Origin of the sequence: Streptomyces sp. NBC_01622 (assembly GCF_045209635.1) — a bacterium.
GTDB lineage: Bacteria > Actinomycetota > Actinomycetes > Streptomycetales > Streptomycetaceae > Streptomyces.
This window is the reverse complement of record NZ_CP109293.1, coordinates 6,708,077-6,732,613: the sequence shown is the minus strand read 5'-3', so window position 1 is coordinate 6,732,613 and position 24,537 is coordinate 6,708,077. Positions and strand designations below refer to the sequence as shown.

Genomic DNA, 24,537 nt, shown 5'->3' with positions numbered 1-24,537 from the left:
AGAAGGAAGCAAGCACCATGACCCAACCACCACCGGGATACCCGGAGTACCCCGAGTACCCCCAGCAGTCGGCGCAGGTACCCCCGCAGTACCCCCAGCAGCAGCCGCAGCCGCCCACCTATCCACAGACCCCGTACACCTACCCGCAGGTCCCGCAGGGCTCCGCCCCGATACCACCGCAGTACCCGCAGACCCCGCCCCAGGCGCCCCTGACTCCCCCGGCCCAGGCCCCTGCTCCGGCCCCGGCCGCCCAGCCCGCGCCCTCCGAAGACCCGGACCACCCGAACCACATCAACACCGATGCCCGGCGCGTCCACATCGCCAGCCAGCAGCGCCACACGGACGCCACCGCGGTCGGCAATCTGCTGCTCTATCTGCCGAACTTCCTGTGCAGTCTCGCCGTCGTGGGCCTGTTCTCCGCCCTCTTCGGCAAGCTCGCGTTCGTGGTGATCCTGCTCTGGCTGGCCAGCGGCGCACTCGTCTTCCACCGGCCCACCGAAAGCGCCCTCGCGCGCCGTTTGCTCCATCTGCGCTACCCCACTCCACAAGAACGAGCCAAAATCGAACCGGTCTGGCGGGAGGTCACGGCCCGCGCCGGCGTCGAGGGCCGTAACTACGAGCTGTGGGTCGAGGACAGCGACGGCCTCAACGCGGTCGCCGCGGCCGGCCACATCGTCGGCGTCACCCGGTTCGCCCTGAACGAGCTGCCCAACGGCGAGCTGGCCGCCGTCATGGCGCACGAACTCGGCCACCATGTCGGCGGACACGCCTGGTCCGGGCTGCTCGGCTACTGGTACGCGCTGCCGGGCCGGATGGCCTGGCGGGTGCTGAAGGCGTTCTCCGTCGTCGCCTTCCATGTCTCGCGCGCCTTCGGCTGCTTCGGCGTCGCCTTCGTCGTGATGATCATCGGCGGTCTCGCGTTCGCCACCATCAGCACCCTCTACGGGCTGCCCCTGCTGATCCTGGGGGTGCCGTACGCGCTCGCCGCAGTCGGCCGCCGCGCGGAGCTGCGCGCCGACGAACACGCAGCCGCCCTCGGTTTCGCCCCGATGCTGGCGTCCGTGCTCGACAAGCTGCACCAGGGCGAGCAGCACGAGCAGGCCTCGCAGACCGCGCGGAACGGCGGGGTGCCCGTCGAGGAGAGCGCGCTGAGCAAGCTGCTGTCCTCCCACCCGGACTACCACACCCGGCTGCACCACCTGCAGCAGTACCTCCAGCCGCAGCGGCCGTACTGAGCACGGCATGACGGCATGACCAAGGGCGGCCACCCCGTGCGAAACGGGATGGCCGCCCTTAGTACTTCAGAGCCAACTACTACTGGTTGTACGGACCGTAGTCGTAGTCCTCCAGCGGGACGGCCTGGCCGGAGCCGGTGCCGAACGGCGAGTAGTCGATGTCGTCGTAGCCGACGGCCGAGTACATCGCGGCCTTGGCCTCCTCGGTGGGCTCCACCCGGATGTTGCGGTAGCGGGACAGGCCCGTACCGGCCGGGATGAGCTTACCGATGATGACGTTCTCCTTGAGGCCGATCAGGGAGTCGGACTTGGCGTTGATCGCCGCGTCCGTCAGCACCCTGGTCGTCTCCTGGAAGGACGCCGCCGACAGCCAGGACTCCGTGGCCAGCGAGGCCTTGGTGATACCCATGAGCTGCGGACGACCGGAGGCCGGGTGACCGCCCTCCTGCACCACACGACGGTTCTCCTGCTCGAAGCGGGAGCGCTCGACCAGCTCGCCGGGCAGCAGCTCGGCGTCGCCGGACTCGATGATCGTCACGCGGCGGAGCATCTGCCGGATGATGATCTCGATGTGCTTGTCGTGGATCGACACACCCTGCGAGTTGTAGACCTTCTGGACCTCGCCGACCAGGTGGACCTGGACGGCGCGCTGACCCAGGATGCGCAGCACGTCGTGCGGGTTGGTGGCACCCACGGTGAGCTTCTGGCCCACCTCGACGTGCTCGCCCTCGCTGACCAGAAGACGGGCACGCTTCGAGATCGGGAACGCCGTCTCGTCGCTGCCGTCGTCCGGGGTGACGACGATCTTCTTGGTCTTCTCGGTCTCCTCGATCCGCACGCGGCCCTGGGCCTCGGAGATCGGGGCGACACCCTTCGGCGTACGAGCCTCGAAGAGCTCGACGACACGGGGCAGACCCTGGGTGATGTCGTCACCGGCCACACCACCGGTGTGGAAGGTACGCATCGTCAGCTGCGTGCCGGGCTCACCGATGGACTGGGCGGCGATGATGCCGACCGCCTCACCGATGTCGACCAGCTTGCCGGTGGCCAGCGAGCGGCCGTAGCACATGGCGCAGGTGCCGACGGCGGACTCGCAGGTCAGGACCGAGCGGGTCTTGACCGTCTCGATGCCGTGCTTGACCAGCTCGTCGATGAGGACGTCGCCGAGGTCGGTGTTGGCCGGGGCCAGCACCTTGCCGTCGACGGTGATGTCCTCGGCCAGCGCACGGGCGTACACGCTGGTCTCGACGTTCTCGGCCTTGCGCAGGACACCGTCCGCGCCGCGCTCCGCGATGTGCAGCTTGAGGCCGCGGTCGGTGCCGCAGTCCTCCTCGCGGATGATGACGTCCTGGGAGACGTCGACGAGACGACGGGTGAGGTAACCCGAGTCGGCGGTACGCAGAGCCGTGTCCGCCAGACCCTTTCGAGCACCGTGGGTCGAGATGAAGTACTCCAGCACCGACAGGCCCTCACGGAAGGAGGCCTTGATCGGACGCGGGATCGTCTCGTTCTTGGCGTTCGACACCAGACCGCGCATACCGGCGATCTGACGCATCTGCATCATGTTTCCTCGGGCACCCGAGTCAACCATCATGAAGATGGGGTTCGTCTTGGGGAAGTTCTCGTTCATCGCCTCGGCGACCTCGTTGGTCGCCTGGGTCCAGATCTGGATGAGCTCCTGCGTGCGCTCTTCCTTGGTGATCAGACCGCGCTCGTACTGCTTCTGGACCTTCTCGTCCTTGGCCTCGTAGCCGGCGACGATCGCCTTCTTCGCCTCGGGCACGACGACGTCGGAGATGGCCACGGTGACACCGGAACGGGTCGCCCAGAAGAAGCCCGCCGCCTTCAGGTTGTCGAGCGTCGCCGCCACGATGACCTTGGGGTAGCGCTCGGCCAGGTCGTTGACGATCTCGGAGAGCTGCTTCTTGCCCACCGAGTAGTCGACGAACGGGTAGTCCTCGGGCAGCAGCTCGTTGAAGAGCGCGCGGCCCAGGGTCGTCTTCAGGCGGAAGGTGTCACCCTGCTGCCACTCCGGCTCGCCCTCCTCGCGGACCGGCGGCACCCAGCCACGCGGCGGGATGGTGCCCACCGGGAAGCGGATGTCGACGGCCGACTGGAGCGCCAGCTCGCCGGCGTCGAACGCCATGGTCGCCTCGGCCGTGGAGCCGAACGCGCGGCCCTCGCCCTTGACGTCACGGAGCTCGCCGTCGGTGGTGAGGAAGAACAGACCCAGCACCATGTCCTGGGTCGGCATGGTGACGGGACGACCGTCGGCCGGCTTCAGGATGTTGTTCGAGGACAGCATCAGGATGCGCGCCTCGGCCTGCGCCTCCGCGGAGAGCGGCAGGTGTACGGCCATCTGGTCGCCGTCGAAGTCCGCGTTGAACGCGGTGCAGACGAGCGGGTGGATCTGGATGGCCTTGCCCTCGACCAGCTGCGGCTCGAAGGCCTGGATGCCGAGGCGGTGCAGCGTGGGCGCACGGTTCAGCAGAACCGGGTGCTCCGCGATGACCTCTTCGAGGACGTCGTAGACGACCGTGCGGCCGCGCTCGACCATCCGCTTCGCCGACTTGATGTTCTGCGCGTGGTTCAGGTCCACCAGGCGCTTCATCACGAACGGCTTGAAGAGCTCCAGCGCCATGGCCTTCGGCAGACCGCACTGGTGCAGCTTCAGCTGCGGACCGACGACGATCACGGAACGCGCGGAGTAGTCCACACGCTTGCCGAGCAGGTTCTGACGGAAGCGTCCCTGCTTGCCCTTGAGCATGTCGGACAGCGACTTCAGCGGACGGTTGCCGGGGCCCGTCACCGGGCGGCCACGACGGCCGTTGTCGAAGAGCGCGTCGACGGCCTCCTGGAGCATGCGCTTCTCGTTGTTCACGATGATCTCGGGCGCACCGAGGTCGAGAAGGCGCTTCAGGCGGTTGTTGCGGTTGATCACACGGCGGTACAGGTCGTTCAGGTCGGAGGTCGCGAAGCGGCCACCGTCCAGCTGCACCATCGGGCGGAGGTCCGGCGGGATGACCGGGACGCAGTCGAGAACCATGCCCTTGGGGCTGTTGGAGGTCTGCAGGAACGCAGACACGACCTTCAGCCGCTTCAGCGCACGGGTCTTCTTCTGGCCCTTGCCGGTACGGATGATCTCGCGGAGGCGCTCGGCCTCCTCGTCCAGGTCGAAGGACTCCAGACGCTTCTGCAGCGCCGCGGCACCCATCGAACCGTCGAAGTACGTGCCGAAGCGGTCACGCAGCTCGCGGTAGAGGAGCTCGTCGCCCTCCAGGTCCTGGACCTTGAGGTTCTTGAACCGGGTCCACACCTCGTCCAGGCGGTCGATCTCGCGCTGCGCACGGTCACGCAGCTGCTTCATCTCGCGCTCGGCACCTTCGCGCACCTTGCGGCGCACGTCGGCCTTGGCACCCTCGGCCTCGAGCTCGGCCAGGTCGGTCTCGAGCTTCTTGGCGCGGGCTTCGAGGTCGGAGTCACGCCGGTTCTCGACCTGCTGACGCTCCACGGAGACATGCGCCTCAAGCGAGGGCAGGTCGCGCGTACGGCGCTCCTCGTCGACGAACGTGATCATGTACGCCGCGAAGTAGATGACCTTTTCGAGGTCCTTCGGGGCGAGGTCGAGCAGGTAGCCCAGCCGGGACGGGACACCCTTGAAGTACCAGATGTGCGTGACGGGCGCGGCCAGTTCGATGTGGCCCATCCGCTCACGGCGCACCTTGGCGCGGGTCACCTCGACGCCGCAGCGCTCACAGATGATGCCCTTGAAGCGAACACGCTTGTACTTGCCGCAGTAGCACTCCCAGTCCCGGGTCGGACCGAAGATCTTCTCGCAGAAGAGTCCGTCCTTTTCGGGCTTGAGCGTGCGGTAGTTGATGGTCTCGGGCTTCTTGACCTCGCCGTGGCTCCACTGACGGATGTCGTCAGCGGTTGCCAGACCGATCCGGAGCTCATCGAAGAAGTTGACGTCGAGCACTATGCGTCAATCCCTCTCAGGGTTGTAAGTCTTGGGGTCTGATACGGGGGTCCTGGGGCCGGAGACCTGCGTGGCGCAGGCCTCCGGACTCCCGTCAGACCTCTTCGACGCTGCTCGGCTCGCGCCGGGACAGGTCGATGCCGAGCTCCTCCGCTGCGCGGAAGACATCCTCGTCGGTGTCACGCATCTCGATGGACATACCGTCACTGGACAGCACCTCCACGTTCAGGCAGAGCGACTGCATCTCCTTGATGAGCACCTTGAAGGACTCGGGGATGCCGGGCTCGGGGATGTTCTCGCCCTTGACGATGGCCTCGTAGACCTTCACGCGGCCGGTGACGTCGTCGGACTTGATGGTCAGCAGTTCCTGGAGGGCGTAGGCGGCACCGTATGCCTCCAGCGCCCACACCTCCATCTCGCCGAAGCGCTGACCACCGAACTGCGCCTTACCACCCAGCGGCTGCTGGGTGATCATCGAGTACGGACCGGTCGAACGGGCGTGCAGCTTGTCGTCGACCAGGTGGTGCAGCTTCAGGATGTACATGTAGCCGATCGAGATCGGCTCCGGGAACGGCTCGCCGGAGCGGCCGTCGAACAGGTTGGCCTTTCCGGAGGCCTGGACCAGGCGGTCGCCGTCACGGTTCGGGATCGTGGCCTCGAAGAGACCGGAGATCTCGTCCTCGCGGGCACCGTCGAAGACCGGGGTCGCGACGTTGGTGCCGGGGGCGACCTGGTCGGCGCCGATGGCCTGCAGACGGCGCGCCCACTCGTCGCTGAGCCCGGAGACGTCCCAGCCGCGGCTGGCGAGCCAGCCGAGGTGGATCTCCAGGACCTGTCCCGGGTTCATTCGGGACGGGACACCCAGCGGGTTGAGGATGATGTCGACCGGAGTTCCGTCCTCGAGGAACGGCATGTCCTCGATGGGCAGGATCTTCGAAATAACACCCTTGTTGCCGTGCCGGCCGGCCAGCTTGTCGCCGTCGGTGATCTTGCGCTTCTGCGCAACATACACCCGGACCAACTGGTTGACGCCGGGCGGCAGTTCGTCGCCCTCCTCGCGGTCGAAGACGCGGACGCCGATGACCTTGCCGATCTCGCCGTGCGGCACCTTCAGCGAGGTGTCGCGCACCTCGCGCGCCTTCTCACCGAAGATCGCGCGGAGCAGGCGCTCCTCGGGGGTCAGCTCGGTCTCACCCTTGGGCGTGACCTTGCCGACGAGGATGTCACCGGCGACGACCTCGGCACCGATCCGGATGATGCCGCGCTCGTCGAGGTCGGCGAGGACCTCCTCGGAGACGTTCGGGATGTCCCGGGTGATCTCCTCGGGGCCGAGCTTGGTGTCACGGGCGTCGACCTCGTGCTCCTCGATGTGGATCGAGGAGAGGACGTCGTCCTGTACGAGGCGCTGCGACAGGATGATCGCGTCCTCGTAGTTGTGACCCTCCCACGGCATGAACGCCACGAGCAGGTTCTTGCCGAGCGCCATCTCGCCGAACTCGGTCGCCGGACCGTCGGCCAGCACCTGGTTGGCGACGACCCGGGCGCCCTCGTCCACGACAACCTTCTGGTTGACGGAGGTGCCCTGGTTGGAGCGGGAGAACTTGGCGAGGCGGTACGTGGTGTACGTGCCGTCGTCGTTGGCGGTGGTGATGTAGTCCGCGGAGACCTCCTGGACCACACCGTCCTTCTCCGACTTCAGGACGTCACCGGCGTCGACCGCGCAGCGGTACTCCATGCCGGTGCCGACCAGCGGCGCCTCGGACTTGATGAGGGGCACGGCCTGACGCATCATGTTCGCGCCCATGAGGGCACGGTTGGCGTCGTCGTGCTCCAGGAACGGGATCATCGCGGTCGCGACGGACACCATCTGGCGCGGGGAGACGTCCATGTAGTCGACGTCGTCACCGGGGACGTAGTCGACCTCGCCGCCACGGATGCGGACCAGGACGCGGGACTCCTCGAAGCGGAACTCGTCCGTCAGCGGCGCGTTGGCCTGCGCGATGACGAATCGGTCCTCTTCGTCGGCCGTCAGGTAGTCGACCTCGTCGGTGACGACACCGTCGGTGACCCGGCGGTACGGCGTCTCGACGAAACCGAACGCGTTGACGCGGCCGTAGGAGGCGAGCGAGCCGATCAGGCCGATGTTCGGGCCTTCCGGGGTCTCGATCGGGCACATGCGGCCGTAGTGCGAGGGGTGCACGTCACGGACCTCGAAGCCGGCCCGCTCACGGGAGAGACCACCCGGGCCAAGCGCCGACAGACGGCGCTTGTGGGTGAGACCCGACAGCGGGTTGTTCTGGTCCATGAACTGCGACAGCTGGCTGGTGCCGAAGAACTCCTTGATGGAGGCGACGACCGGCCGGATGTTGATCAGGGTCTGCGGCGTGATCGCCTCGACGTCCTGGGTCGTCATCCGCTCGCGGACGACTCGCTCCATACGCGCCAGACCCGTACGGACCTGGTTCTGGATGAGCTCGCCGACGTTGCGCAGACGACGGTTGCCGAAGTGGTCGATGTCGTCGGTCTCGACGACGATCGTGGTGCCGTTGTCACCGACGGTCTCGGTCTCGCCGGCGTGCAGCTTCACCAGGTACTTGATCGACGAGATGATGTCCTCGACGGTCAGCACACCGGCGTCCAGCGGGGCTTCGCCGCCCAGCTTCTTGTTGACCTTGTAGCGGCCGACCTTGGCGAGGTCGTAGCGCTTCGGGTTGAAGTAGAGGTTCTCCAGAAGCGTCTGCGCGGCCTCGCGGGTCGGGGGCTCGCCCGGACGCAGCTTGCGGTAGATGTCGAGGAGCGCGTCGTCCTGGCCCTGGGTGTGGTCCTTCTCCAGGGTGGCGCGCATGGACTCGTACTCGCCGAACTCCTCCAGGATCTGCTCGGTCGTCCAACCGAGAGCCTTGAGCAGGACGGTGACGGACTGCTTGCGCTTGCGGTCGATGCGGACACCGACCATGTCGCGCTTGTCGATCTCCATCTCCAGCCAGGCACCCCGGGAGGGGATCACCTTGGCGGAGAAGATGTCCTTGTCGGACGTCTTGTCGATCGAGGAGTCGAAGTAGACGCCCGGCGAACGGACCAGCTGCGACACGACGACACGCTCGGTGCCGTTGATGACGAAGGTGCCCTTGTTGGTCATGAGCGGGAAGTCGCCCATGAAGACCGTCTGGGACTTGATCTCGCCGGTCTCGTTGTTGGTGAACTCAGCGGTCACGAAGAGCGGGGCGGCGTACGTGAAGTCGCGCTCCTTGCACTCGTCGATGCTGTTCTTGGGAGGTTCGAAACGGTGGTCGCGGAAGGTCAGCGACATCGACCCGGAGAAGTCCTCGATCGGGGAGATCTCCTCGAAGATCTCCTCCAGACCGGACTTCGTGGGGACGTCCTGACCCGACTCCAGAGCCGCCTCGACCCGACTCTGCCAGGCGGAGTTGCCGAGCAGCCAGTCGAAGCTCTCGGTCTGCAACGCGAGCAGGTTGGGAACCTCGAGGGGCTCCTTGATCTTTGCAAAGGAGATGCGCAGCGGGGCGGTGCTGGCGCCGTTGTTCATATTCGCGGTCGAGGCAGTGCGCGAGGCGGCCAAGAGGGGGTCCTTCCGAGGGCTCGGACTCACTACGCGCGTACCGGCCCCTCGCAGGGGCAAGGAGACATGGACTTCCTGAGACGGCCCGGAAAGGCCAGGTCAGAGATGGTCCGGTCATCGATGCTCAAGTGAGGGCATGCCCCTGGTGACGGGCAGGGAGCAGCTAACAGGCAGCGCAAAGGGTCAGTGTAGCCACTTGGCGCACTGATGTCCAGCCCCGCTTTTTTGAGACCCTCGTCGTGCTCAACACCCTCGGCAAGCTCACGTCCTCAACGCGTTGATACTGCCCTCTTCGTCGCCGATCCATGCCTCGGATTCGGATCGTTGTGACGACGCGTCCTGAGAATTGCGCGCTGCGTGCGGTTCGTCAAGGCCTCCATGGCCCACACCACATGCCACCAGGGATGCTCGGAGGCACGAAGAAGATCACCATACTCCGCGAACCCCTGACCGCAAGGCTGCCGCTCACCCGACCCGGGAACGCCGAAGAGCGACCACCCAGATGGATGATCGCTCTTCGGGGCCTAGGCGTTACAAGGTCCTGGGACCTCGTCCACGGCCTTGGCGGTGTTACTTGACCTCGACCGAGGCGCCGGCGGCCTTGAGGGACTCGGCAGCCTTCTCGGCGACGTCCTTGGCGACCTTCTCGACGACGGGCTTGGGGGCGCCGTCCACGAGGTCCTTGGCCTCCTTGAGACCCAGCGAGGTCAGCTCACGCACGACCTTGATGACCTGGATCTTCTTCTCGCCGGCGCCGGTGAGGATGACGTCGAACTCGTCCTGCTCGGCCTCGGCCTCGACAGCGGCGGCCGGACCGGCCGGACCGGCAACGGCGACCGCGGCGGCGGCGGTGACGTCGAACTTCTCCTCGAACGCCTTCACGAACTCGGAAAGCTGGATGAGGGTCATGGTCTCGAACTCGGCGAGCAGTTCGTCCTGGGTGAGAGCCACGATGGCTTCCTTCCACTAATTTTCGGCTGGTGCCGGGGTGTACATGTCTGGCGGGCGTACGTTCGGCCCGCTACGACCGATGCCGTGCGGCGCGGAGCCTCAGGCGGCGGTCATGCTGCGAGCCGAATTACTCGGCACCGCCCTGCTCTTCTTGCTTGGCGCGAAGGGCGTCCACCGTGCGGACGAGCTTCGACGGGAGCGCCTGGAAGAGCTGCGCAGCCTGAGTCTGCTTGCCCTTGAAGGCACCCGCCAGCTTGGAGAGCAGAACCTCGCGGGACTCGAGGTCCGCGAGCTTCTTGATCTCGTCGGCGGACAGCGCCTTGCCGTCAAGGACACCGCCCTTGATGACGAGGTTCGGGTTGTCCTTGGCGAAGTCACGAAGACCCTTCGCCGACTCCACCGGGTCACCGGTGATGAAGGCGACCGCCGTCGGACCGTTGAACAGGTCGTCGAGCGTAGAGATCCCGGCCTCGTTGGCCGCAATCTTGGTCAGCGTGTTCTTCACCACGGCGTACTGGGCGTTCTCACCGAGCGAACGACGCAGCGTCTTGAGCTGCGCCACGGTGAGACCCCGGTACTCGGTCAGCACGGCGGCGTTCGAGTCGCGGAACTGGTCCGCGAGCTCGGCTACCGCGGCAGCCTTGTCGGGCCTTGCCATAGAGCGTCGGCCTCCTTCCGGGTGATGAGGACCGCTCAGAAGGGGCTGGGACAGAGAAAACGCCCCGGCGCAGGCGCACGGGGCGTAGCTCGACCGGAAACAACATTCCCGGGAGCACATCCAGTTCACCTGCGCGGGTCGTCCACTGTTCAGCGGATCCTTCGGTCGCCACACCCTTTGACAGGCACGGCAACGACCAGCGGTCTTTGGCTTCTCCGGAAGAGTACGGGACCCACACACGCCCAAGCAAATCCGCCCGTACGGCTCAGCCCTGGGCGTCCTTCATCAGCTGGGCGAGGTCGGTGCTGTCCTTCGCCGGCGGGACAGTGACCGTCACCGGTGCATTGACGTCGAGGAAGGTGACCGTCATGTCGAGCGGGCCCTTGTCGCCCTCGCCGCGCATCCGGAACCGCTTGGTGTGGTGGTCGCCGTCGACCCACATGTCCATGGTGAGCGCGTCGACGCCCATCTTCTGGTAACTCTCGACGCTCTTCGCGCGCCGCTCCCGGGCGTCCCTGTTCTCACCCTTGGCCGCGGCGGCCTCGACGTCGGCGAGGGTGACCTTGCCCGCGTAGTGGGTGGTCCGCACCCCGTCGACGGTCTCGGTGCCGACCTTCTTCACGTCCCTGGCGCCGGTGAGGAAGGCGGCCTCGGCGGCCGGGTTCTTGTCGGCCTCGGCCGCGCCGGTCCCGTTGGCGGTCAGGTTGTTCCCCAGCCCGCCCAGGGCCGACATGTCGAGCTTCAGCCAGTGCTTGCCGCCCAGCTCCCTGGCCGTCTCGGCGCCGCCGTTGAGGTAGAGCGCCTTGTCCACGACGCGTACCTGGACCGTGGAGCCGGTCTTGGCCGAGGTCATCCTCATGCTCATGGCCTGGGGCTTCATGCTCATTGCCGCCTCGGCCGTGATCTTCCCCTCGCCGGGCATCGTGCCGGCCATCCGGTAGCGGAGCGACGTGATGTCCTGGGTCTTCTTCGCCGCCTCGGCCACGGCCGCCGCGGGCGCCATGTCCGGCGAGGAGTCCGCGGCGAGCTTCGAGCAGCCGACCGCTCCCCCGGCGAGGAGCAGGGCGGCGAGCCCGGCACCGGTCGCTCTGCGGCGCGTGGCACGACGTACTGAAGACCGCATCGATTCCCCCCAAAGGAACCCGACGGCCACAAGGAACACATGGCCGATTCACAGCAGGAGCCGTGAGCCTAACCTCGGGCCGGTTCGGCGGTCTTCCGAATTCCCTTGGGCCTGCGGCGAGTTGGGCTCCTCAGGAGCTGGTGCCGGAGCCGGTCGCCGTGTCGGCGCTGCCCGGGGTCAGCCCCTGCTTCTTCAGCAGCGCCATGAAGTCCTCGGTGTCGCTCGCCGGAGGCACGGTGGCCTCCACCTTCACGCCGTAGTCGCTGTAGTAGGCGGTCTGGCTGTACTCGCCCGACGACATCTCGCCCTTCTCGACCTTCTTGACCAGCAGGTCCTTGGCGTTGATCCAGATGTCGACCCGCTCCGTGGAGACACCGGCCGAGGTGAGCTGCTTCTTCAGTCCGGCGAGCTGGCTCGCGGTGAGGTTGGAGTTCTTGGTGGCGAGGTCGGCGACGTTCACCGTGCCCGAGTAGTGCGTGGTCTGCTGGCCGCGGACCGACTCCGCGCCGACCTTCTTGACGTCCCCGGAGGCGAGCAGGAGCTTCACCGACTGGTTCGGGGTGGAGTTCTGCATCTGGTCCTTGAGGTACGCGCCGGAGCTGCCGCCGAGCTTGGCGAGGTCGTCGTACGCGTACTTGATCCAGTGCTTGCCGCCGGCCTGCGCGGCGAACTTCTCGCCCATCTTGGCGTAGTAGGCGTCGGGCAGATAGCGGGCCTCCATCGAGGTGCTGCCCGCCGCGCGCATCGCGTCGGCCATCGTGCCGCCGGTGTAGTTCATCGTGAGGGTGCCGCTGATGCCGTCGGCCCAGCCGAGGCTGCCCTTGGCGTCCATGGACATCAGGGTGCCCAGGACCGTGGAGGACTCGACCCTGGCGGAGTCGGCCTTGTCGGTGGACTGCTCGGCGCTGCGCAGGGCCGCTATGGGGCTCACATGGGTCGTGCCCTTGCCGACCGTCTTGTCGTCCTTGCCCGAGCCCCCGGAGGAGCCCGTGGAACTGCAGGCGGCCACCGAGGCCAGCGCGGCCCCCACCGCGATCGAGAGACCCACCCTGCGCACGGTCCTGCTCTTCATCCGTCCCCCACCCCTGAGCGATTGCTGTGCCTGCCACAAACGCTAGCGCAGCCCACTGACACCCCGTACGAAAGAGGACGAGCCCCGCACCTCGAAGGTTGCGGGGCTCGCCCAATTCTGACGCGTACGCGACGCGGCTACCGGGGTGAGCGCGGGGCTCAGACGGCGGCCGGGTCCTCCTCGACGAGGAGGTTGCGGGTGCGGTTCGGGTCGATCGGAATGCCGGGGCCGATCGTGGTGCTGATCGCGGCCTTCTTGATGTAGCGACCCTTGGCGGCGGACGGCTTCAGACGGAGGATCTCGTCCAGGGCCGCGCCGTAGTTCTCCACCAGCTTGGTGTCGTCGAAGGACGACTTGCCGATGATGAAGTGCAGGTTCGAGTGCTTGTCGACGCGGAACTCGATCTTGCCACCCTTGATCTCGGTGACAGCCTTGACGACGTCCGGGGTCACGGTGCCGGTCTTGGGGTTCGGCATGAGACCACGGGGACCGAGCACGCGGCCGAGGCGGCCGACCTTGCCCATGAGGTCCGGGGTGGCGACGACGGCGTCGAAGTCCAGACGCCCCTTCGCGACCTCGTCGATCAGTTCGTCGGAGCCGACGATGTCGGCGCCAGCGGCCTCCGCGGCCGCAGCACGGTCACCGGTCGCGAAGACCAGGACCCGGGCGGTCTTGCCGGTGCCGTGCGGCAGGTTCACGGTGCCACGGACCATCTGGTCGGCCTTGCGCGGGTCGACACCCAGGCGGAAGGCGACCTCGACGGTGCCGTCGAACTTGGTCGTGGAGGTCTCCTTGGCGAGACGGACGGCCTCGAGCGGGGCGTAGAGCTTGTCCCGGTCGATCTTGGCGTCCGCAGCGCGGAGAGACTTGCTGCGCTTGCTCACTACTGCTCCTGATGTGTTCTGAGGAGTCGTGGTACGGACCGAGCAGGTCCCACCACAATCACTTCTGCGGGGTGAAGGTCAGCCCTCGACCGTGATGCCCATGGAACGGGCGGTGCCGGCGATGATCTTCGACGCGGCGTCAAGGTCGTTGGCGTTCAGGTCGGGAAGCTTGGTCGTGGCGATCTCGCGGACCTGCGCCTGGGTGATCTTGGCGACCTTGGTCTTGTGCGGTTCGCCCGAGCCCTTCTCGACACCCGCGGCCTTGAGGATCATCTTCGCGGCCGGCGGAGTCTTGGTGATGAAGGTGAAGGAGCGGTCCTCGTAGACCGTGATCTCCACCGGGATCACCCAGCCGCGCTGCGACTCGGTGGCCGCGTTGTAGGCCTTGCAGAACTCCATGATGTTGACGCCGTGCTGACCGAGCGCGGGGCCGACCGGCGGAGCCGGGTTCGCCGCACCGGCGTTGATCTGGAGCTTGATAAGCCCCGTGACCTTCTTCTTCTTGGGAGGCATTGCTCTCTCCGGGTCCTAGTGAGAGTTTTCGGCCCCCGTCCGGTCAATCCGGATGGAGGCATACCGCACAACGATAACGGGTATCCATGTGCGGCTAAAAACCGAGCAGGTCAGAGAGGCTTTTGACAGCCCGTCTGACCTGCTCGGAAGACGTACGTCCAGGGAGAACTAGTTCTTCTGGATCTGGTCGAAGGAGAGCTCGACCGGCGTCTCGCGGCCGAAGATCTCGACGAGACCCTTGACCTTCTTCGAGTCGGCGTTGATCTCGTTGATGGTCGCCTGCAGCGTCGCGAACGGGCCGTCGGTGACGGTGACCGAGTCGCCGACCTCGAAGTCCAGCACCTGGACCTCGACCTTGCGCTGCGGAACCGGCTTGCCCTCGGCCTCGGCCGCCTCGCGGGCGGCCTTCTCCTCGGCCTCCGGGGCGAGCATCTTGACGATCTCGTCCAGGGTCAGCGGGTACGGGTCGTAGGCGTTGCCCACGAAGCCGGTGACGCCGGGGGTGTTGCGGACGACGCCCCAGGACTCGTTCGTCAGGTCCATGCGGACCAGGACGTAGCCCGGGAGCTTGTTCTGCTTGATGGTCTTGCGGTCGCCGTTCTTGATCTGGACGACCTCTTCTTGCGGCACCTCGGCCGCGAAGATGTAGTCCTCGACGTTCAGCGAGACGGCGCGCTGCTCCAGGTTGGTCTTCACGCGGTTCTCGTAACCGGCGTACGTGTGGATGACGTACCACTCGCCGGGGAGGGTGCGGAGTTCCTCGCGCAGGGCGACCACCGGGTCGACGGGCTCGGCCGGCTCGGCCTCTTCCTCGTCGTCCTCGGCCGCGGTCTCGTCGTCGAGGTCCTCGGCCGCTTCCTCGTCCTCGTCCTCGACGTGCAGGGCGGCTTCCTCGGCGGGCTCGCCCGCGTCGGCGTCGGCAGCCTCGACCTCGTCCAGCTCCTCGTCCGCGCCCTCGACGATGTCGAGTTCGTCTTCCACGGACTCGTCCGGCTCGACGGCCTCGTTCAGGTTCGGGTCAGACACGTGGCTGCTTCTTCCTGGATACATGGGGGTGGAACACGCGAAAGGGGCGCCGGTCAGGGCGCCCTTCGCTTCCGGCCTCAGCCGAAGACGTACTTCGCGGCGTGATTCAGTCCGTAGTCAATCACGGTCACCAGACCGATCATGATGACGACGAAGACGATCACAACGGTCGTGTACGTCGTCAGCTGGTTGCGCGTCGGCCAGACGACCTTGCGGAGTTCCGCGACGATCTGGCGATAGAAGATGCCGAGTCGCTTCAGCGGGCCCTTCTTGGCTCGCTTGCCGCCCTTGCGGGCCTTCTTCTTGGACTCCGACACCTCGTCCTGGGCATCAGGCATGTCGATGGAGCCCACGGCGTCCGCCATTCATCCTCACCTGTTCCCGGGTCGTGGCCGTGCCGCGCCCGGTCTGAGCCGCACGGCGGTGCATTGCTGTACGTACATGCGCTGCGCACACATCCTGGTGAAGGTGTGTGTAGCAGGGCCGGAGGGACTTGAACCCCCAACCGCCGGTTTTGGAGACCGGTGCTCTACCAATTGAGCTACGACCCTTTGTGACATCCCCAACGTACCGCATCCACCCGGGTGCTCGGTGTGCACCAAGTAGGGCGCGGCTCCTGAAGGCCAACGAGGTAGGAGTGTACGTGCTCCTGAGGCGGTCGTCGAACAGAAAGTGCCTGTACGGGGATCGCCGACGGAAGATCGCCCAGGCAGGGGCGGGAATCCGGACGGTTGTTCAAGGTCCGCCCGATCCTGTTCAGTCTGTGAAACCGGTGTGCCGGGCGGGTTTCGGGTCTGAAACGATGGGCCCATGAGCGCCTCAACCCCTCCCACCGAGCGCCGGGTCTCCGCCCGAGTCGGCGCGATCTCCGAGTCCGCCACCCTCGCCGTGGACGCCAAGGCCAAGGCCCTCAAGGCCGCCGGGCGTCCGGTGATCGGCTTCGGCGCGGGCGAACCGGACTTCCCGACTCCGGACTACGTCGTCCAGGCCGCCATCGAGGCCTGCTCGAACCCCAAGTACCACCGCTACACCCCGGCCGGCGGTCTGCCGGAGCTGAAGACCGCGATCGCCGCGAAGACGCTGCGCGACTCGGGCTACGAGGTGGACGCCTCGCAGATCCTGGTCACCAACGGCGGCAAGCAGGCCATCTACGAGGCCTTCGCCGCGATCCTCGACCCGGGCGACGAGGTCATCGTCCCGGCGCCGTACTGGACGACGTACCCGGAGTCGATCCGTCTCGCGGGCGGTGTCCCCGTGGACGTCGTCGCCGACGAGACGACCGGATACCGCGTCACCGTCGAGCAGTTGGAGGCGGCCCGCACCGAGAACACCAAGGTCGTCCTCTTCGTCTCCCCCTCGAACCCGACCGGCGCCGTCTACAGCGAGGCCGAGGCCGAGGCGATCGGCCGCTGGGCCGTCGAGCACGGCCTGTGGGTCATGACGGACGAGATCTACGAACACCTCGTCTACGGAGACGCGAAGTTCACCTCGCTGCCCGCGATCCTCCCCGAGCTGCGCGACAAGTGCATCGTGGTCAACGGCGTCGCCAAGACATACGCCATGACCGGCTGGCGGGTGGGCTGGATCGTCGGCCCGAAGGACGTCGTCAAGGCCGCGACCAACCTCCAGTCGCACGCCACGTCGAACGTCTCGAACGTCGCCCAGGTCGCCGCGCTGGCCGCCGTCTCCGGTGACCTGACGGCCGTGGCGGAGATGCGCGAGGCCTTCGACCGCCGTCGCAAGACCATCGTGCGGATGCTGAACGAGATCGACGGCGTGCTCTGCCCGGAGCCCGAGGGCGCGTTCTACGCCTACCCGTCGGTCAAGGCCCTCCTCGGCAAGGAGATCCGGGGCAAGCGCCCCCAGGACTCGGTCGAGCTGGCCGCGCTGATCCTGGAGGAGGCCGAGGTCGCGGTCGTCCCGGGCGAGGCCTTCGGGACCCCCGGCTACCTGCGGCTGTCGTACGCCCTGGGTGACGAGGATCTCGTCGAGGGCGTCAGCCGTATCCAGAAGCTGCTCTCCGAGGCCACGGACTGAGTTTTCGTACCTCCACGCGCGCGTGCGGGCCGTTTCCCTCCGGGGAGGCGGCCCGCTGCTGTGTGCGAGCAAGACCACGATCGGGGAAAGCGGTACCGGGACGACGGGAACGTACGGCAGGATTCCCGGATGGAGCGTGTACGTGATGTCTCTGAACTGCCGAAAGCCCATCTGCACCTGCACTTCACCGGGTCGATGCGGCCGACCACCGTGCTGGAGCTGGCCGACAAGTACGGCGTACGACTGCCGGACGCCCTGACCGACGCGTTGACCAGCGGGGAGCCGCCGAAACTGCGGGCGACGGACGAGCGGGGGTGGTTCCGTTTCCAGCGGCTGTACGACGCCGCGCGGTCGTGCCTGCGGGAACCCGAGGACATCCAGCGGCTGGTGCGCGAGGCCGCCGAGGAGGACGTCAGGGACGGCTCGGGCTGGCTGGAGATCCAGGTGGACCCGACGTCGTACGCGCCGCGCCTGGGCGGGCTGATCCCGGCGCTGGAGGTCATCCTGGACGCGGTGGAGACGACCTCCCGCGAGACCGGGCTCGGGATGCGGGTGCTGGTGGCCGCGAACCGGATGAAGCACCCGCTGGACGCACGGACGCTGGCCCGGCTGGCAGTGCGGTATGCGGACCACGGGGTGGTCGGTTTCGGCCTCTCGAACGACGAACGCCGGGGTATGGCACGGGACTTCGACCGGGCCTTCGCGATCGCCCAGGAGGGCGGCCTGCTCTCCGCCCCGCACGGCGGCGAACTGGCGGGCCCGGCCTCGGTGCGGGACTGCCTGGACGACCTGCACGCGACCCGGATCGGCCACGGTGTACGCGCGGCGGAGGACCCGCGGCTGCTGAAGCGCCTCGCCGACCGGGGCATCACCTGTGAGGTGTGCCCCGCCTCGAACGTGGCCCTGGGCGTCTACGAGAAGCACGAGGACGTGCCCCTGCGGACCCTCTTCGAAGCCGGCGTCCCCCTGGCGCTCGGCGCCGACGACCCGCTCCTGTTCGGCTCCCGGCTCGCGGCCCAGTACGAGATCGCCCGCCGTTACCACGCCTTCTCGGACCGCGAACTGGCCGAACTGGCCCGGCAGTCGGTACGGGGTTCGGCGGCCCCGGAGGACATGAAGACCAAGCTGCTGTCGGGCATCGACGACTGGCTCAGCGCCCCGGCCGCTTGAAGTGGGCGTAGGGCGGATACGGCTTGAAACAGATCGCGAGCTCGGGATGGCGCAGGCCGTCCCTGGGAGGCACCAGCTCGTGGTGCAGGCAGGTCACGCACGCCGCCTGCCCCTCGACGACCCTCTTTTCCCGCGGCCCCCAGCCGGCCGCGTAGGCGAACGCCGTCGCTGCGCCGGCGAGGACATCACGGCCGCCGATGAGGAAGTACGTGCGCGCGTGCGTGGTGTGCCGCAACAGCCCGCGGTCGTACGGACGCTCCAGCCACGCGCGCGCGTGCCGCTCGGTACGGGCCTCGTCCGTGCGGACGGTGAGCGGTGTGCCACGCCCCAACGCCCGCCGCAGTTCAGGCCATTTGGAGGGCCGCAGCCCCGTCTCCGGACGGGCCAGCACCAGATCGACCAGCTCCCCGCACCCCTCGTCGGGCGGCACGCACCCGCGCAGCGGAATGTGCACGATGGTGTGCCGGGAGTACGCGGCGAACGAGAACAGCCCGGCCAGCCGGCTCAGCCCGTCATGGTCACCCATGAGCATTCCGTACGACGCCGGGTCGCGCAGTGAGGTGTGGCGCAGGGGTTGCCCGGGCTGGACGACACGGTGTTCGTGCGGGCCGGTCCTGGGCCTGAACTGGCGGAGTCTCAGCTCCATTCGGGGTGCCTCATACGGCAAGGATCACGGCCCGGAGGGGTCCTCGGCAACGGAGATTCCGCCCAGCAGCGTCCTGGCGATGCGTGGCGCGAACTCGTCCACGGGCGGCCGTACGCCGGTCTGCGTGGCCTCGTAGGCGAACACGCGCTGTGCGCAGGCGCCGAGGAGGAGGGACGCGGCGGCGAAGGTGTCCACGTCACGGCGGACACGACCGGCGGCCTGTTCGGCGCGGAGATAGGCGTCCAGGCCCTCGATCGGCTTGTGGGGGCCGGAGCCGAGCTGTCGCAGCGCCTCGTCGTGGCGTCGCTTGAGCTGGGTCTCGGCGTACAGGGAGGCCGCGATCGGGAAACTCTGCTCGTAGAAGAGGGCCGCCTGGCGGGCGATCTCGATGAGGTTGTCCTCCAGGGAGTGCTGTCCGGGCTCGGCGGCGAGGCTCTGCAGCAGTGGGGTCAACTGGGGCAGCCGTTCCGCGAGGACGCGGATGAACAGCTCCTCCTTGCTCGCGAAGTACTTGTAGAGGGCGGCTTCGGAGCAGCCTGCGGCCTTCGCGATCTCCTTGGTGGTCGCCCGGGCCAGCCCGACGGTGAGCATCAGCTCGTGGGCGGCGTCGAGGATGCGGACCCGGGCGGGCTTCGAGGATTCCATGACCGGTCCGTTCGGGCTTGACGAATGGGTGAGTACTTACTCACTCTAGAGGGAGACAGGGGTGAGTAAACGCTCACCCACCCCGTGAGGCTGAGGAGCACGCCATGAAGCTCACCGTTTTCGGTGCCACGGGAGGCATCGGTCAGGAGATCGTCCGCCAGGCGCTGGCCTCGGGTCACCAGGTCACGGCGGTCGTGCGCGACCCGGCCGGGCTGACCGTGCGCGGCAAGGGCCTGGAGGTGTTCCCTGCGGACCTCACCGCCCCGGAGGCGCTGCGCCCCGCGGTCGCGGGCCGGGACGCGGTCCTCTCCGGACTCGGCGCCCGCAGCCGAAAGGACGCCGGGGTCGCGACCCGGCTCACCCGGACGGTTCTGGCCGCCATGGAGGCGGAGGGGGTGCGCCGGCTGCTGGTGGTGAGCGCCGGTCCGGTGGGCCCGGACCCGGAGGGCGCCGGGCTCCTCGACCGCACCGCGCGCGGGCTGATCTCGGCGCTCCTGAAGGACGTGTACGCCGACCTGCGGGAGATGGAGGCGGAGCTGGCCCGCAGCGCGACCGACTGGACCTCGGTCCGCCCACCGCGCCTGCAGAACAAGCCGGTGACCGGCACGTACCGCACGGTCGTGGGCGGCTTCCCGGACAAGGGCCGGTTCATCGCCCGCGCGGACGTGGCCCACGCGATGCTGGCGATGACCGACGACCCGGGGACGGTGAAGCAGGGGGTGGGGGTGGCCTACTAGTCGTCGAGGCTCAGCCGACGAGGCTGACGCCGACCGTCACCGGTTCGTTGACGAGGGTGATCCCGAAGGTGTCGTGGACGCCGACGACGACCTCGCGGGCCAGGGCGAGCAGGTCGGCGGTGGTCGCCTCGCCGCGGTTGGTGAGGGCGAGGGTGTGCTTGGTGGAGATGCGGACGGGCCCGGTGCCGTACCCCTTGGTGAAGCCCGCCTTGTCGATCAGCCAGGCGGCGGAGGTCTTGGTGTGCCCCTCCCCCGCCGGATAGGCGGGCGGCTCCGCGCTCTCCCCGAGGCGCTCGCGCACGCGCGCGTGGAACGCGGTGAACTGCTCCTCGGTGAGGATCGGATTGGTGAAGAAGGAACCGGCCGACCAGGTGTCGTGGTCCTCGGGGTCCAGGACCATGCCCTTGCCGGCGCGCAGCGCGAGAACGGTCTCGCGGGCCCGCGCGAGCGGCACCCGGTCGCCGGGCTCGACGCCGAGGACACGGGCCGTCTCGGCGTACTTGACCGGCGCCGACAGCCCGCCCGCGTCCTCCAGTTGGAAGCGGACGCGCAGCACCACGTAGCGCTCGGGCTCTGCCTTGAAGCGGCTGTGGCGGTACGAGAAGGCGCACTCCTCGTTGGTGAGGGTGACCGTCGCGCGGGTGGTGCGGTCGTAGGCGACGACCTCGGTGACGGTGGCGGAGACCTCCTGGCCGTACGCCCCCACGTTCTGGATCGGGGTCGCGCCCGCCGATCCGGGGATCCCGGCGAGGCACTCGATCCCGGCGAGCCCGGCCTCCACGGTGCGGGCGACGGCATCGGTCCACACCTCGCCGGCCGCCAGCTCCAGGCGTGTGCCGTCGAGCACGAAGCCGCGCGTGGCGATGCGCAGGGCGGTTCCCTCGAACCCCTTGTCCCCGATGACGAGGTTGGACCCGCCCCCGATGACCAGCAACGGCGTCCCGGTGTCGTCGGCCTCGCGGACGGCGTCGATCACCTCGGCATCGGTGCCGGCGGTGATCAGACGGGTCGCGGGACCGCCCAACCGGAAGGTGGTCAGCGGGGCGAGGGGAGCGTCGTGGAGTTCCTGCACGGGGCCAAGACTACGAGACCGGACCGACAACGCCCGGCGCGGTGGGGCGGGACGCACGCGCGTGGGGCCCCACGGGTTTGGTGGGGCCCCACGCGCGCGTGCCGGATGTTGGTTCTCCGCCGTGCCGGATGTTCGTTCTCAGCGGCCGGCCGACTCCATGACCGACTCGGACCCGGAACCCTCGGCCGACTCCGCGTGACCCGGCGCCTCGTCCGACGCGGCCACCTTCGTGAGCTCCGCCGCGCGGCGCCTCGTCGGGATCAGCAGGGTCGCGATCCCGGCGAGGGCGACCACGCCCGAGCCGGTGACCAGCGCGGGCTTCAGCCCGTCGACGAAGCTCTGCCCGGTTTCGTAGCCGCCCTGTGCCGAGAAGATCGACGCCATGATCGCTACACCGAGGGCGCCGCCCACCTCGCGGAGCGCGTTGTTGGCGCCGGAGGCGATGCCTTGTTCCGCCGGGCGGACGCTGGACATGACCAGGTTGGCGGCCGGGGCGAAGAACAGGGCCATGCCGATCCCGCTGAGGATCAGACCGGGCAGCTGAGCGGCGTAGGAGACGTCGGTGGTGACGATGTACGCCATGTAGCCGAGACCGGCGGCCTGGAGGAAGAGGCCGGCGGCGACGACCGGGCGGCCGCCGACGCGGTCGGACAGGATGCCGGCGATGGGCGCGACCAGCATCGGCATACCGGTCCAGGGCAGCATCCTGAGGCCCGCCTCGGTGGGCGAGTAGCCGAGGACACCCTGCATGTACTGGCTGAGCAGGAAGATCGACCCGAACATCCCGAGGAACATCAGCAGGCTCGCGGCGTTGATCCCGGAGAAGGCGCGGGAGCGGAACAGCCGCATCGGGAGCATGGGGTTCTTGGCGTTGACGCTGTAGATGATGAAGCCGACGAAGAGCGCGGTGCCCGCGAAGAGCCCGGTGAGGACGAGGGAGCTGGCCCACCCGTCGGCGGGGCCGCGGACCAGGCCGTAGACGATCCCGAAGAGGCCGCCGCTGGCGAGCAGGGTGCCGGGGAAGTCGAGCGGGGCGCCGGTGCCGTGGGACTCGGAGAGGCGGAGGCGGGCGAGCGGGATCAGGGCCAGGCCGAGCGGGACGTTCAGCCAGAAGATCCAGTGCCAGGAGACGTGTTCGGTGAGGCTGCCGCCGATGAGGGGTCCGGAGGCGACGGCGAGTCCGTTGACGGCGCCCCAGATGCCGTAGGCCATACCGCGTTTGGCGGCGGGTACGGCCGCGGTGAGCAGGGTCAGTGTCAGCGGCATCATGATCGCTGCGCCGACGCCCTGGACCGCGCGGGCCGCGATCAGGGAGTCGATGCCGGTCGCCATGGCCGCGGCGGCGGAGGCGCCGGTGAATATGGTGATGCCGACGAGGAAGAGCCGCCGTCGGCCGAACCGGTCGCCGAGGGCCGCACCGAACATCAGCAGGACGGCGAAGGTGAGCGTGTAGGCACTCACGGTCCATTCCAGGTCGCCCAGCGCGCCCCCGAGGTCCTTGCGGATGGAGGGCAGGGCGGTGGTGACGACGAGGTTGTCGAGGGCCGCCATGAATCCGGCGACGCTGGTGATGACGAGGGCCCAGACCATTCCCCCGCGACGTGCGGTCTGTTCTGACATCGCTCCCCCAAAGGGCGATCGCTACCGATGATTAGTTATTGATTACTAACTTTCACGATCATGAAAAGGCGCAGAATCCGCCTCTTGCCCGCCGCTACGACTTCTCCAGCCGACCGGTGACACGGGCCTCCGGGTACATCCCCTCCCAGACCCTGTGCTCGGGCGGAAAACCCATGGCCACAAGGGTGTTGATCAGCATTCCGTGCGCCATGAAGGTCGCGGTCTCGCCCACATCCGCCCCCATGGACGCATGCACGATGTCCCAGAGCCTCATCCAGCCCCGCCGCACGGCCTCGCCGAACTCGTGGTCACCCTCCGCCTCGGCGGCGGCCACCGTGATGTAGGTCTGCATCTGCATCAGGAGCTTCTCGGGATACTCCGTGATGAGCCGCACGTAGGCGTCGGCCATGGCATGCAGGGCCTCTTCGCCCTCCAGCCCCTTGGACGACTCCTCCATGACCCGGCACACGTCCTCGACACACCTGAGCGAGGCCGCCGCGAAGATCGCCCTCTTGCCCGGGAAGAGCCGGAAGAGATACGGCTGCGAGACACCGACCCGCTTGGCGATCGCCTCCGTGGAGGTGCCGTAGTACCCCCGCTGCGCGAACTCGGCGACCGCCGCGCGAACGACGCTCTCACGCCTCTCCTCTGCGCTCATCCTGACCATGCGAGAAAGTTAGTACTCAATCACTAACTTAGTCAAGGGGTGAGTTTGGCGGGGGTTCCGGAACGGCGGCCGGGAACCCGGACGACAGGACCGCCCCCTCCGTCGCCGCCGTGGTGACCGCCTTCGAGCCCACCGCCGAAGCCCTCCGCTCCCGGGTCCGCGAACTGGACTTCCCGGGGGTCGCGACGTTCCATGTGTGGCACGACACACAGGCGGGCCAGCTCCGATGCCTGACGGCGTCACTGTCGGTGACCGAATTGCCGTTCAGCGGACGCTACCGGCCCGTTTACGATCTCGCGCCCATCGTCGAGGCCTTCCTCGCCAGGGACCTGCCCGTGTCGGATGACGCACCGTTTCCCGTGTGGGTCCGCGAGGTCGGACGCCCGGCTCACCGACCGACGACGGGTGCGGGGTTCGTCGGCCCATAAGTAAGGGGCACCCGTAATGGCGGACGCCCCTTACCTCAACCCACCCCGGCTGATGTCCGACCGCTCAGGCCAGCCGTACGACCGCTCGTGACATCCCCAGCACCTTCTGGCCTGCGCTGGTCGCCACGAGGTCCACGCGGACCGTGTTGTCGTCGAGCTTGGCCGCGACCTTGGCGCTGACCTCGACGGTCGCGCCCTGGTCGTCGTTCGGGACGACGACGGGCTTGGTGAAGCGGACGCCGTACTCGACGACCGCGCCCGGGTCGCCGACCCAGTCGGTGACCACACGGATCGCCTCGGCCATGGTGAACATGCCGTGCGCGATGACGTCCGGGAGTCCGACCTCCCTGGCGAACTTCTCGTTCCAGTGGATCGGGTTGAAGTCCCCGGAGGCACCCGCGTACTGGACGAGGGCGGCGCGCGTCACGGGAAAGGTCTGGGCCGGCAGTTCGGTGCCGACCTCGATGTCGTCGTACGCGATCTTCGCCGTCATG

The 24,537-nt window shown here is 67.9% G+C and carries 21 protein-coding genes and 1 tRNA gene; 5 read left to right on the top strand and 17 right to left on the bottom strand.

The features are described 5' to 3' along the window. Positions 1 to 17 precede the first annotated feature (17 nt). A complete protein-coding gene (locus OH768_RS31065) occupies positions 18 to 1,235 on the top strand; it encodes a M48 family metalloprotease (protein ID WP_406459082.1) in 1,218 nt (405 codons plus the stop codon). 79 nt (positions 1,236 to 1,314) lie between these two features. On the opposite strand, the gene OH768_RS31060 is transcribed toward OH768_RS31065, so the two are convergent. The 11 genes from OH768_RS31060 to OH768_RS31010 all read right to left on the bottom strand — a co-directional run bounded on the left by OH768_RS31060 (position 1,315) and on the right by OH768_RS31010 (position 15,572). Beyond that, complete coding sequence (locus OH768_RS31060; protein ID WP_359608908.1) at positions 1,315 to 5,214, bottom strand: DNA-directed RNA polymerase subunit beta'; 3,900 nt, start codon at positions 5,212 to 5,214, stop codon at positions 1,315 to 1,317. A gap of 94 nt (positions 5,215 to 5,308) precedes the next feature. Continuing rightward, positions 5,309 to 8,794 (bottom strand): DNA-directed RNA polymerase subunit beta, encoded by a 3,486-nt coding sequence (gene rpoB, locus OH768_RS31055; RefSeq protein WP_359608909.1) that lies wholly within the window; start codon positions 8,792 to 8,794, stop codon positions 5,309 to 5,311. 570 nt (positions 8,795 to 9,364) lie between these two features. After that, entirely contained in the window at positions 9,365 to 9,748 is a 384-nt protein-coding gene (rplL, locus tag OH768_RS31050) for a 50S ribosomal protein L7/L12 (protein ID WP_106971837.1), read from the bottom strand. Between the two features lie 124 nt (positions 9,749 to 9,872). Continuing rightward, positions 9,873 to 10,403, bottom strand: a complete 531-nt coding sequence (gene rplJ / locus OH768_RS31045; RefSeq protein WP_019055481.1) for a 50S ribosomal protein L10 — start codon at positions 10,401 to 10,403, stop codon at positions 9,873 to 9,875. A 265-nt stretch (positions 10,404 to 10,668) separates the two neighbouring features. After that, positions 10,669 to 11,526: a DUF1396 domain-containing protein gene (locus OH768_RS31040; protein WP_406459079.1), complete on the bottom strand. Its 858-nt coding sequence runs from the start codon at positions 11,524 to 11,526 to the stop codon at positions 10,669 to 10,671. 130 nt (positions 11,527 to 11,656) lie between these two features. After that, entirely contained in the window at positions 11,657 to 12,598 is a 942-nt protein-coding gene (locus OH768_RS31035; protein ID WP_406459077.1) for a hypothetical protein, read from the bottom strand. Between the two features lie 158 nt (positions 12,599 to 12,756). Beyond that, positions 12,757 to 13,482 carry a 50S ribosomal protein L1 gene (gene rplA / locus OH768_RS31030; protein ID WP_406459075.1) on the bottom strand — a complete coding sequence of 242 codons (726 nt, stop codon included), beginning with the start codon at positions 13,480 to 13,482 and terminating at the stop codon, positions 12,757 to 12,759. Positions 13,483 to 13,560: 78 nt separating this feature from the next. Beyond that, positions 13,561 to 13,995 carry a 50S ribosomal protein L11 gene (rplK, locus tag OH768_RS31025; RefSeq protein WP_006383482.1) on the bottom strand — a complete coding sequence of 145 codons (435 nt, stop codon included), beginning with the start codon at positions 13,993 to 13,995 and terminating at the stop codon, positions 13,561 to 13,563. 168 nt (positions 13,996 to 14,163) lie between these two features. Further along, positions 14,164 to 15,021, bottom strand: a complete 858-nt coding sequence (gene nusG, locus OH768_RS31020; protein ID WP_406459072.1) for a transcription termination/antitermination protein NusG — start codon at positions 15,019 to 15,021, stop codon at positions 14,164 to 14,166. Positions 15,022 to 15,098: 77 nt separating this feature from the next. Next, entirely contained in the window at positions 15,099 to 15,386 is a 288-nt protein-coding gene (secE, locus tag OH768_RS31015; RefSeq protein WP_019055477.1) for a preprotein translocase subunit SecE, read from the bottom strand. A gap of 113 nt (positions 15,387 to 15,499) precedes the next feature. After that, positions 15,500 to 15,572 (bottom strand) — tRNA-Trp (locus OH768_RS31010). Positions 15,573 to 15,831: 259 nt separating this feature from the next. Between OH768_RS31010 and OH768_RS31005 the strand changes: the two genes are divergently transcribed. Next, on the top strand, positions 15,832 to 17,058 hold the full coding sequence (locus OH768_RS31005; protein ID WP_406459070.1) for a pyridoxal phosphate-dependent aminotransferase: 1,227 nt from the start codon (positions 15,832 to 15,834) through the stop codon (positions 17,056 to 17,058). Between the two features lie 129 nt (positions 17,059 to 17,187). Next, positions 17,188 to 18,228 (top strand): adenosine deaminase, encoded by a 1,041-nt coding sequence (locus OH768_RS31000; RefSeq protein ID WP_406459068.1) that lies wholly within the window; start codon positions 17,188 to 17,190, stop codon positions 18,226 to 18,228. On the opposite strand, the gene OH768_RS30995 is transcribed toward OH768_RS31000, so the two are convergent. Together OH768_RS30995 and OH768_RS30990 are read right to left on the bottom strand one after the other, a co-directional pair. Next, on the bottom strand, positions 18,209 to 18,874 hold the full coding sequence (locus OH768_RS30995) for a hypothetical protein (protein WP_406459066.1): 666 nt from the start codon (positions 18,872 to 18,874) through the stop codon (positions 18,209 to 18,211). The two genes, OH768_RS31000 and OH768_RS30995, sit on opposite strands and share 20 nt — an antisense overlap. A 24-nt stretch (positions 18,875 to 18,898) precedes the next feature. After that, complete coding sequence (locus OH768_RS30990; RefSeq protein ID WP_406459064.1) at positions 18,899 to 19,519, bottom strand: TetR/AcrR family transcriptional regulator; 621 nt, start codon at positions 19,517 to 19,519, stop codon at positions 18,899 to 18,901. Between the two features lie 104 nt (positions 19,520 to 19,623). Here OH768_RS30990 and OH768_RS30985 point away from each other — a divergent pair, with 104 nt between their 5' ends. Continuing rightward, positions 19,624 to 20,256 (top strand): NAD(P)-dependent oxidoreductase, encoded by a 633-nt coding sequence (locus tag OH768_RS30985; RefSeq protein ID WP_406459062.1) that lies wholly within the window; start codon positions 19,624 to 19,626, stop codon positions 20,254 to 20,256. A 10-nt stretch (positions 20,257 to 20,266) separates the two neighbouring features. Here the strand turns inward: OH768_RS30985 and OH768_RS30980 are convergent, their stop codons facing one another. The 3 genes from OH768_RS30980 to OH768_RS30970 all read right to left on the bottom strand — a co-directional run bounded on the left by OH768_RS30980 (position 20,267) and on the right by OH768_RS30970 (position 23,615). Then, positions 20,267 to 21,328: a UDP-N-acetylmuramate dehydrogenase gene (locus OH768_RS30980; RefSeq protein WP_406459060.1), complete on the bottom strand. Its 1,062-nt coding sequence runs from the start codon at positions 21,326 to 21,328 to the stop codon at positions 20,267 to 20,269. Between the two features lie 138 nt (positions 21,329 to 21,466). Then, positions 21,467 to 22,948 (bottom strand): DHA2 family efflux MFS transporter permease subunit, encoded by a 1,482-nt coding sequence (locus OH768_RS30975; protein ID WP_406459058.1) that lies wholly within the window; start codon positions 22,946 to 22,948, stop codon positions 21,467 to 21,469. Positions 22,949 to 23,042: 94 nt separating this feature from the next. Further along, positions 23,043 to 23,615, bottom strand: a complete 573-nt coding sequence (locus tag OH768_RS30970) for a TetR/AcrR family transcriptional regulator (RefSeq protein ID WP_406459056.1) — start codon at positions 23,613 to 23,615, stop codon at positions 23,043 to 23,045. A gap of 110 nt (positions 23,616 to 23,725) precedes the next feature. Here OH768_RS30970 and OH768_RS30965 point away from each other — a divergent pair, with 110 nt between their 5' ends. After that, complete coding sequence (locus OH768_RS30965; RefSeq protein ID WP_406459054.1) at positions 23,726 to 24,043, top strand: hypothetical protein; 318 nt, start codon at positions 23,726 to 23,728, stop codon at positions 24,041 to 24,043. 64 nt (positions 24,044 to 24,107) lie between these two features. Here the strand turns inward: OH768_RS30965 and OH768_RS30960 are convergent, their stop codons facing one another. Further along, entirely contained in the window at positions 24,108 to 24,536 is a 429-nt protein-coding gene (locus OH768_RS30960; RefSeq protein ID WP_406459052.1) for a MaoC family dehydratase, read from the bottom strand. Position 24,537 lies beyond the last annotated feature (1 nt).

Bases quoted from the DNA above. Each gene is read 5' to 3' on its own strand.
- OH768_RS31065 (WP_406459082.1), top strand. From the start codon at position 18: ATGACCCAACCACCACCGGGATACCCGGAGTACCCCGAGTACCCCCAG.
- rplJ (WP_019055481.1), bottom strand. From the start codon at position 10,403: ATGGCAAGGCCCGACAAGGCTGCCGCGGTAGCCGAGCTCGCGGACCAG.
- OH768_RS31040 (WP_406459079.1), bottom strand. From the start codon at position 11,526: ATGCGGTCTTCAGTACGTCGTGCCACGCGCCGCAGAGCGACCGGTGCC.
- OH768_RS31035 (WP_406459077.1), bottom strand. From the start codon at position 12,598: ATGAAGAGCAGGACCGTGCGCAGGGTGGGTCTCTCGATCGCGGTGGGG.
- rplK (WP_006383482.1), bottom strand. From the start codon at position 13,995: ATGCCTCCCAAGAAGAAGAAGGTCACGGGGCTTATCAAGCTCCAGATC.
- secE (WP_019055477.1), bottom strand. From the start codon at position 15,386: ATGGCGGACGCCGTGGGCTCCATCGACATGCCTGATGCCCAGGACGAG.
- OH768_RS31005 (WP_406459070.1), top strand. From the start codon at position 15,832: ATGAGCGCCTCAACCCCTCCCACCGAGCGCCGGGTCTCCGCCCGAGTC.
- OH768_RS31000 (WP_406459068.1), top strand. From the start codon at position 17,188: ATGGAGCGTGTACGTGATGTCTCTGAACTGCCGAAAGCCCATCTGCAC.
- OH768_RS30995 (WP_406459066.1), bottom strand. From the start codon at position 18,874: ATGGAGCTGAGACTCCGCCAGTTCAGGCCCAGGACCGGCCCGCACGAA.
- OH768_RS30990 (WP_406459064.1), bottom strand. From the start codon at position 19,519: ATGGAATCCTCGAAGCCCGCCCGGGTCCGCATCCTCGACGCCGCCCAC.
- OH768_RS30985 (WP_406459062.1), top strand. From the start codon at position 19,624: ATGAAGCTCACCGTTTTCGGTGCCACGGGAGGCATCGGTCAGGAGATC.
- OH768_RS30975 (WP_406459058.1), bottom strand. From the start codon at position 22,948: ATGTCAGAACAGACCGCACGTCGCGGGGGAATGGTCTGGGCCCTCGTC.
- OH768_RS30970 (WP_406459056.1), bottom strand. From the start codon at position 23,615: ATGGTCAGGATGAGCGCAGAGGAGAGGCGTGAGAGCGTCGTTCGCGCG.
- OH768_RS30960 (WP_406459052.1), bottom strand. From the start codon at position 24,536: ATGACGGCGAAGATCGCGTACGACGACATCGAGGTCGGCACCGAACTG.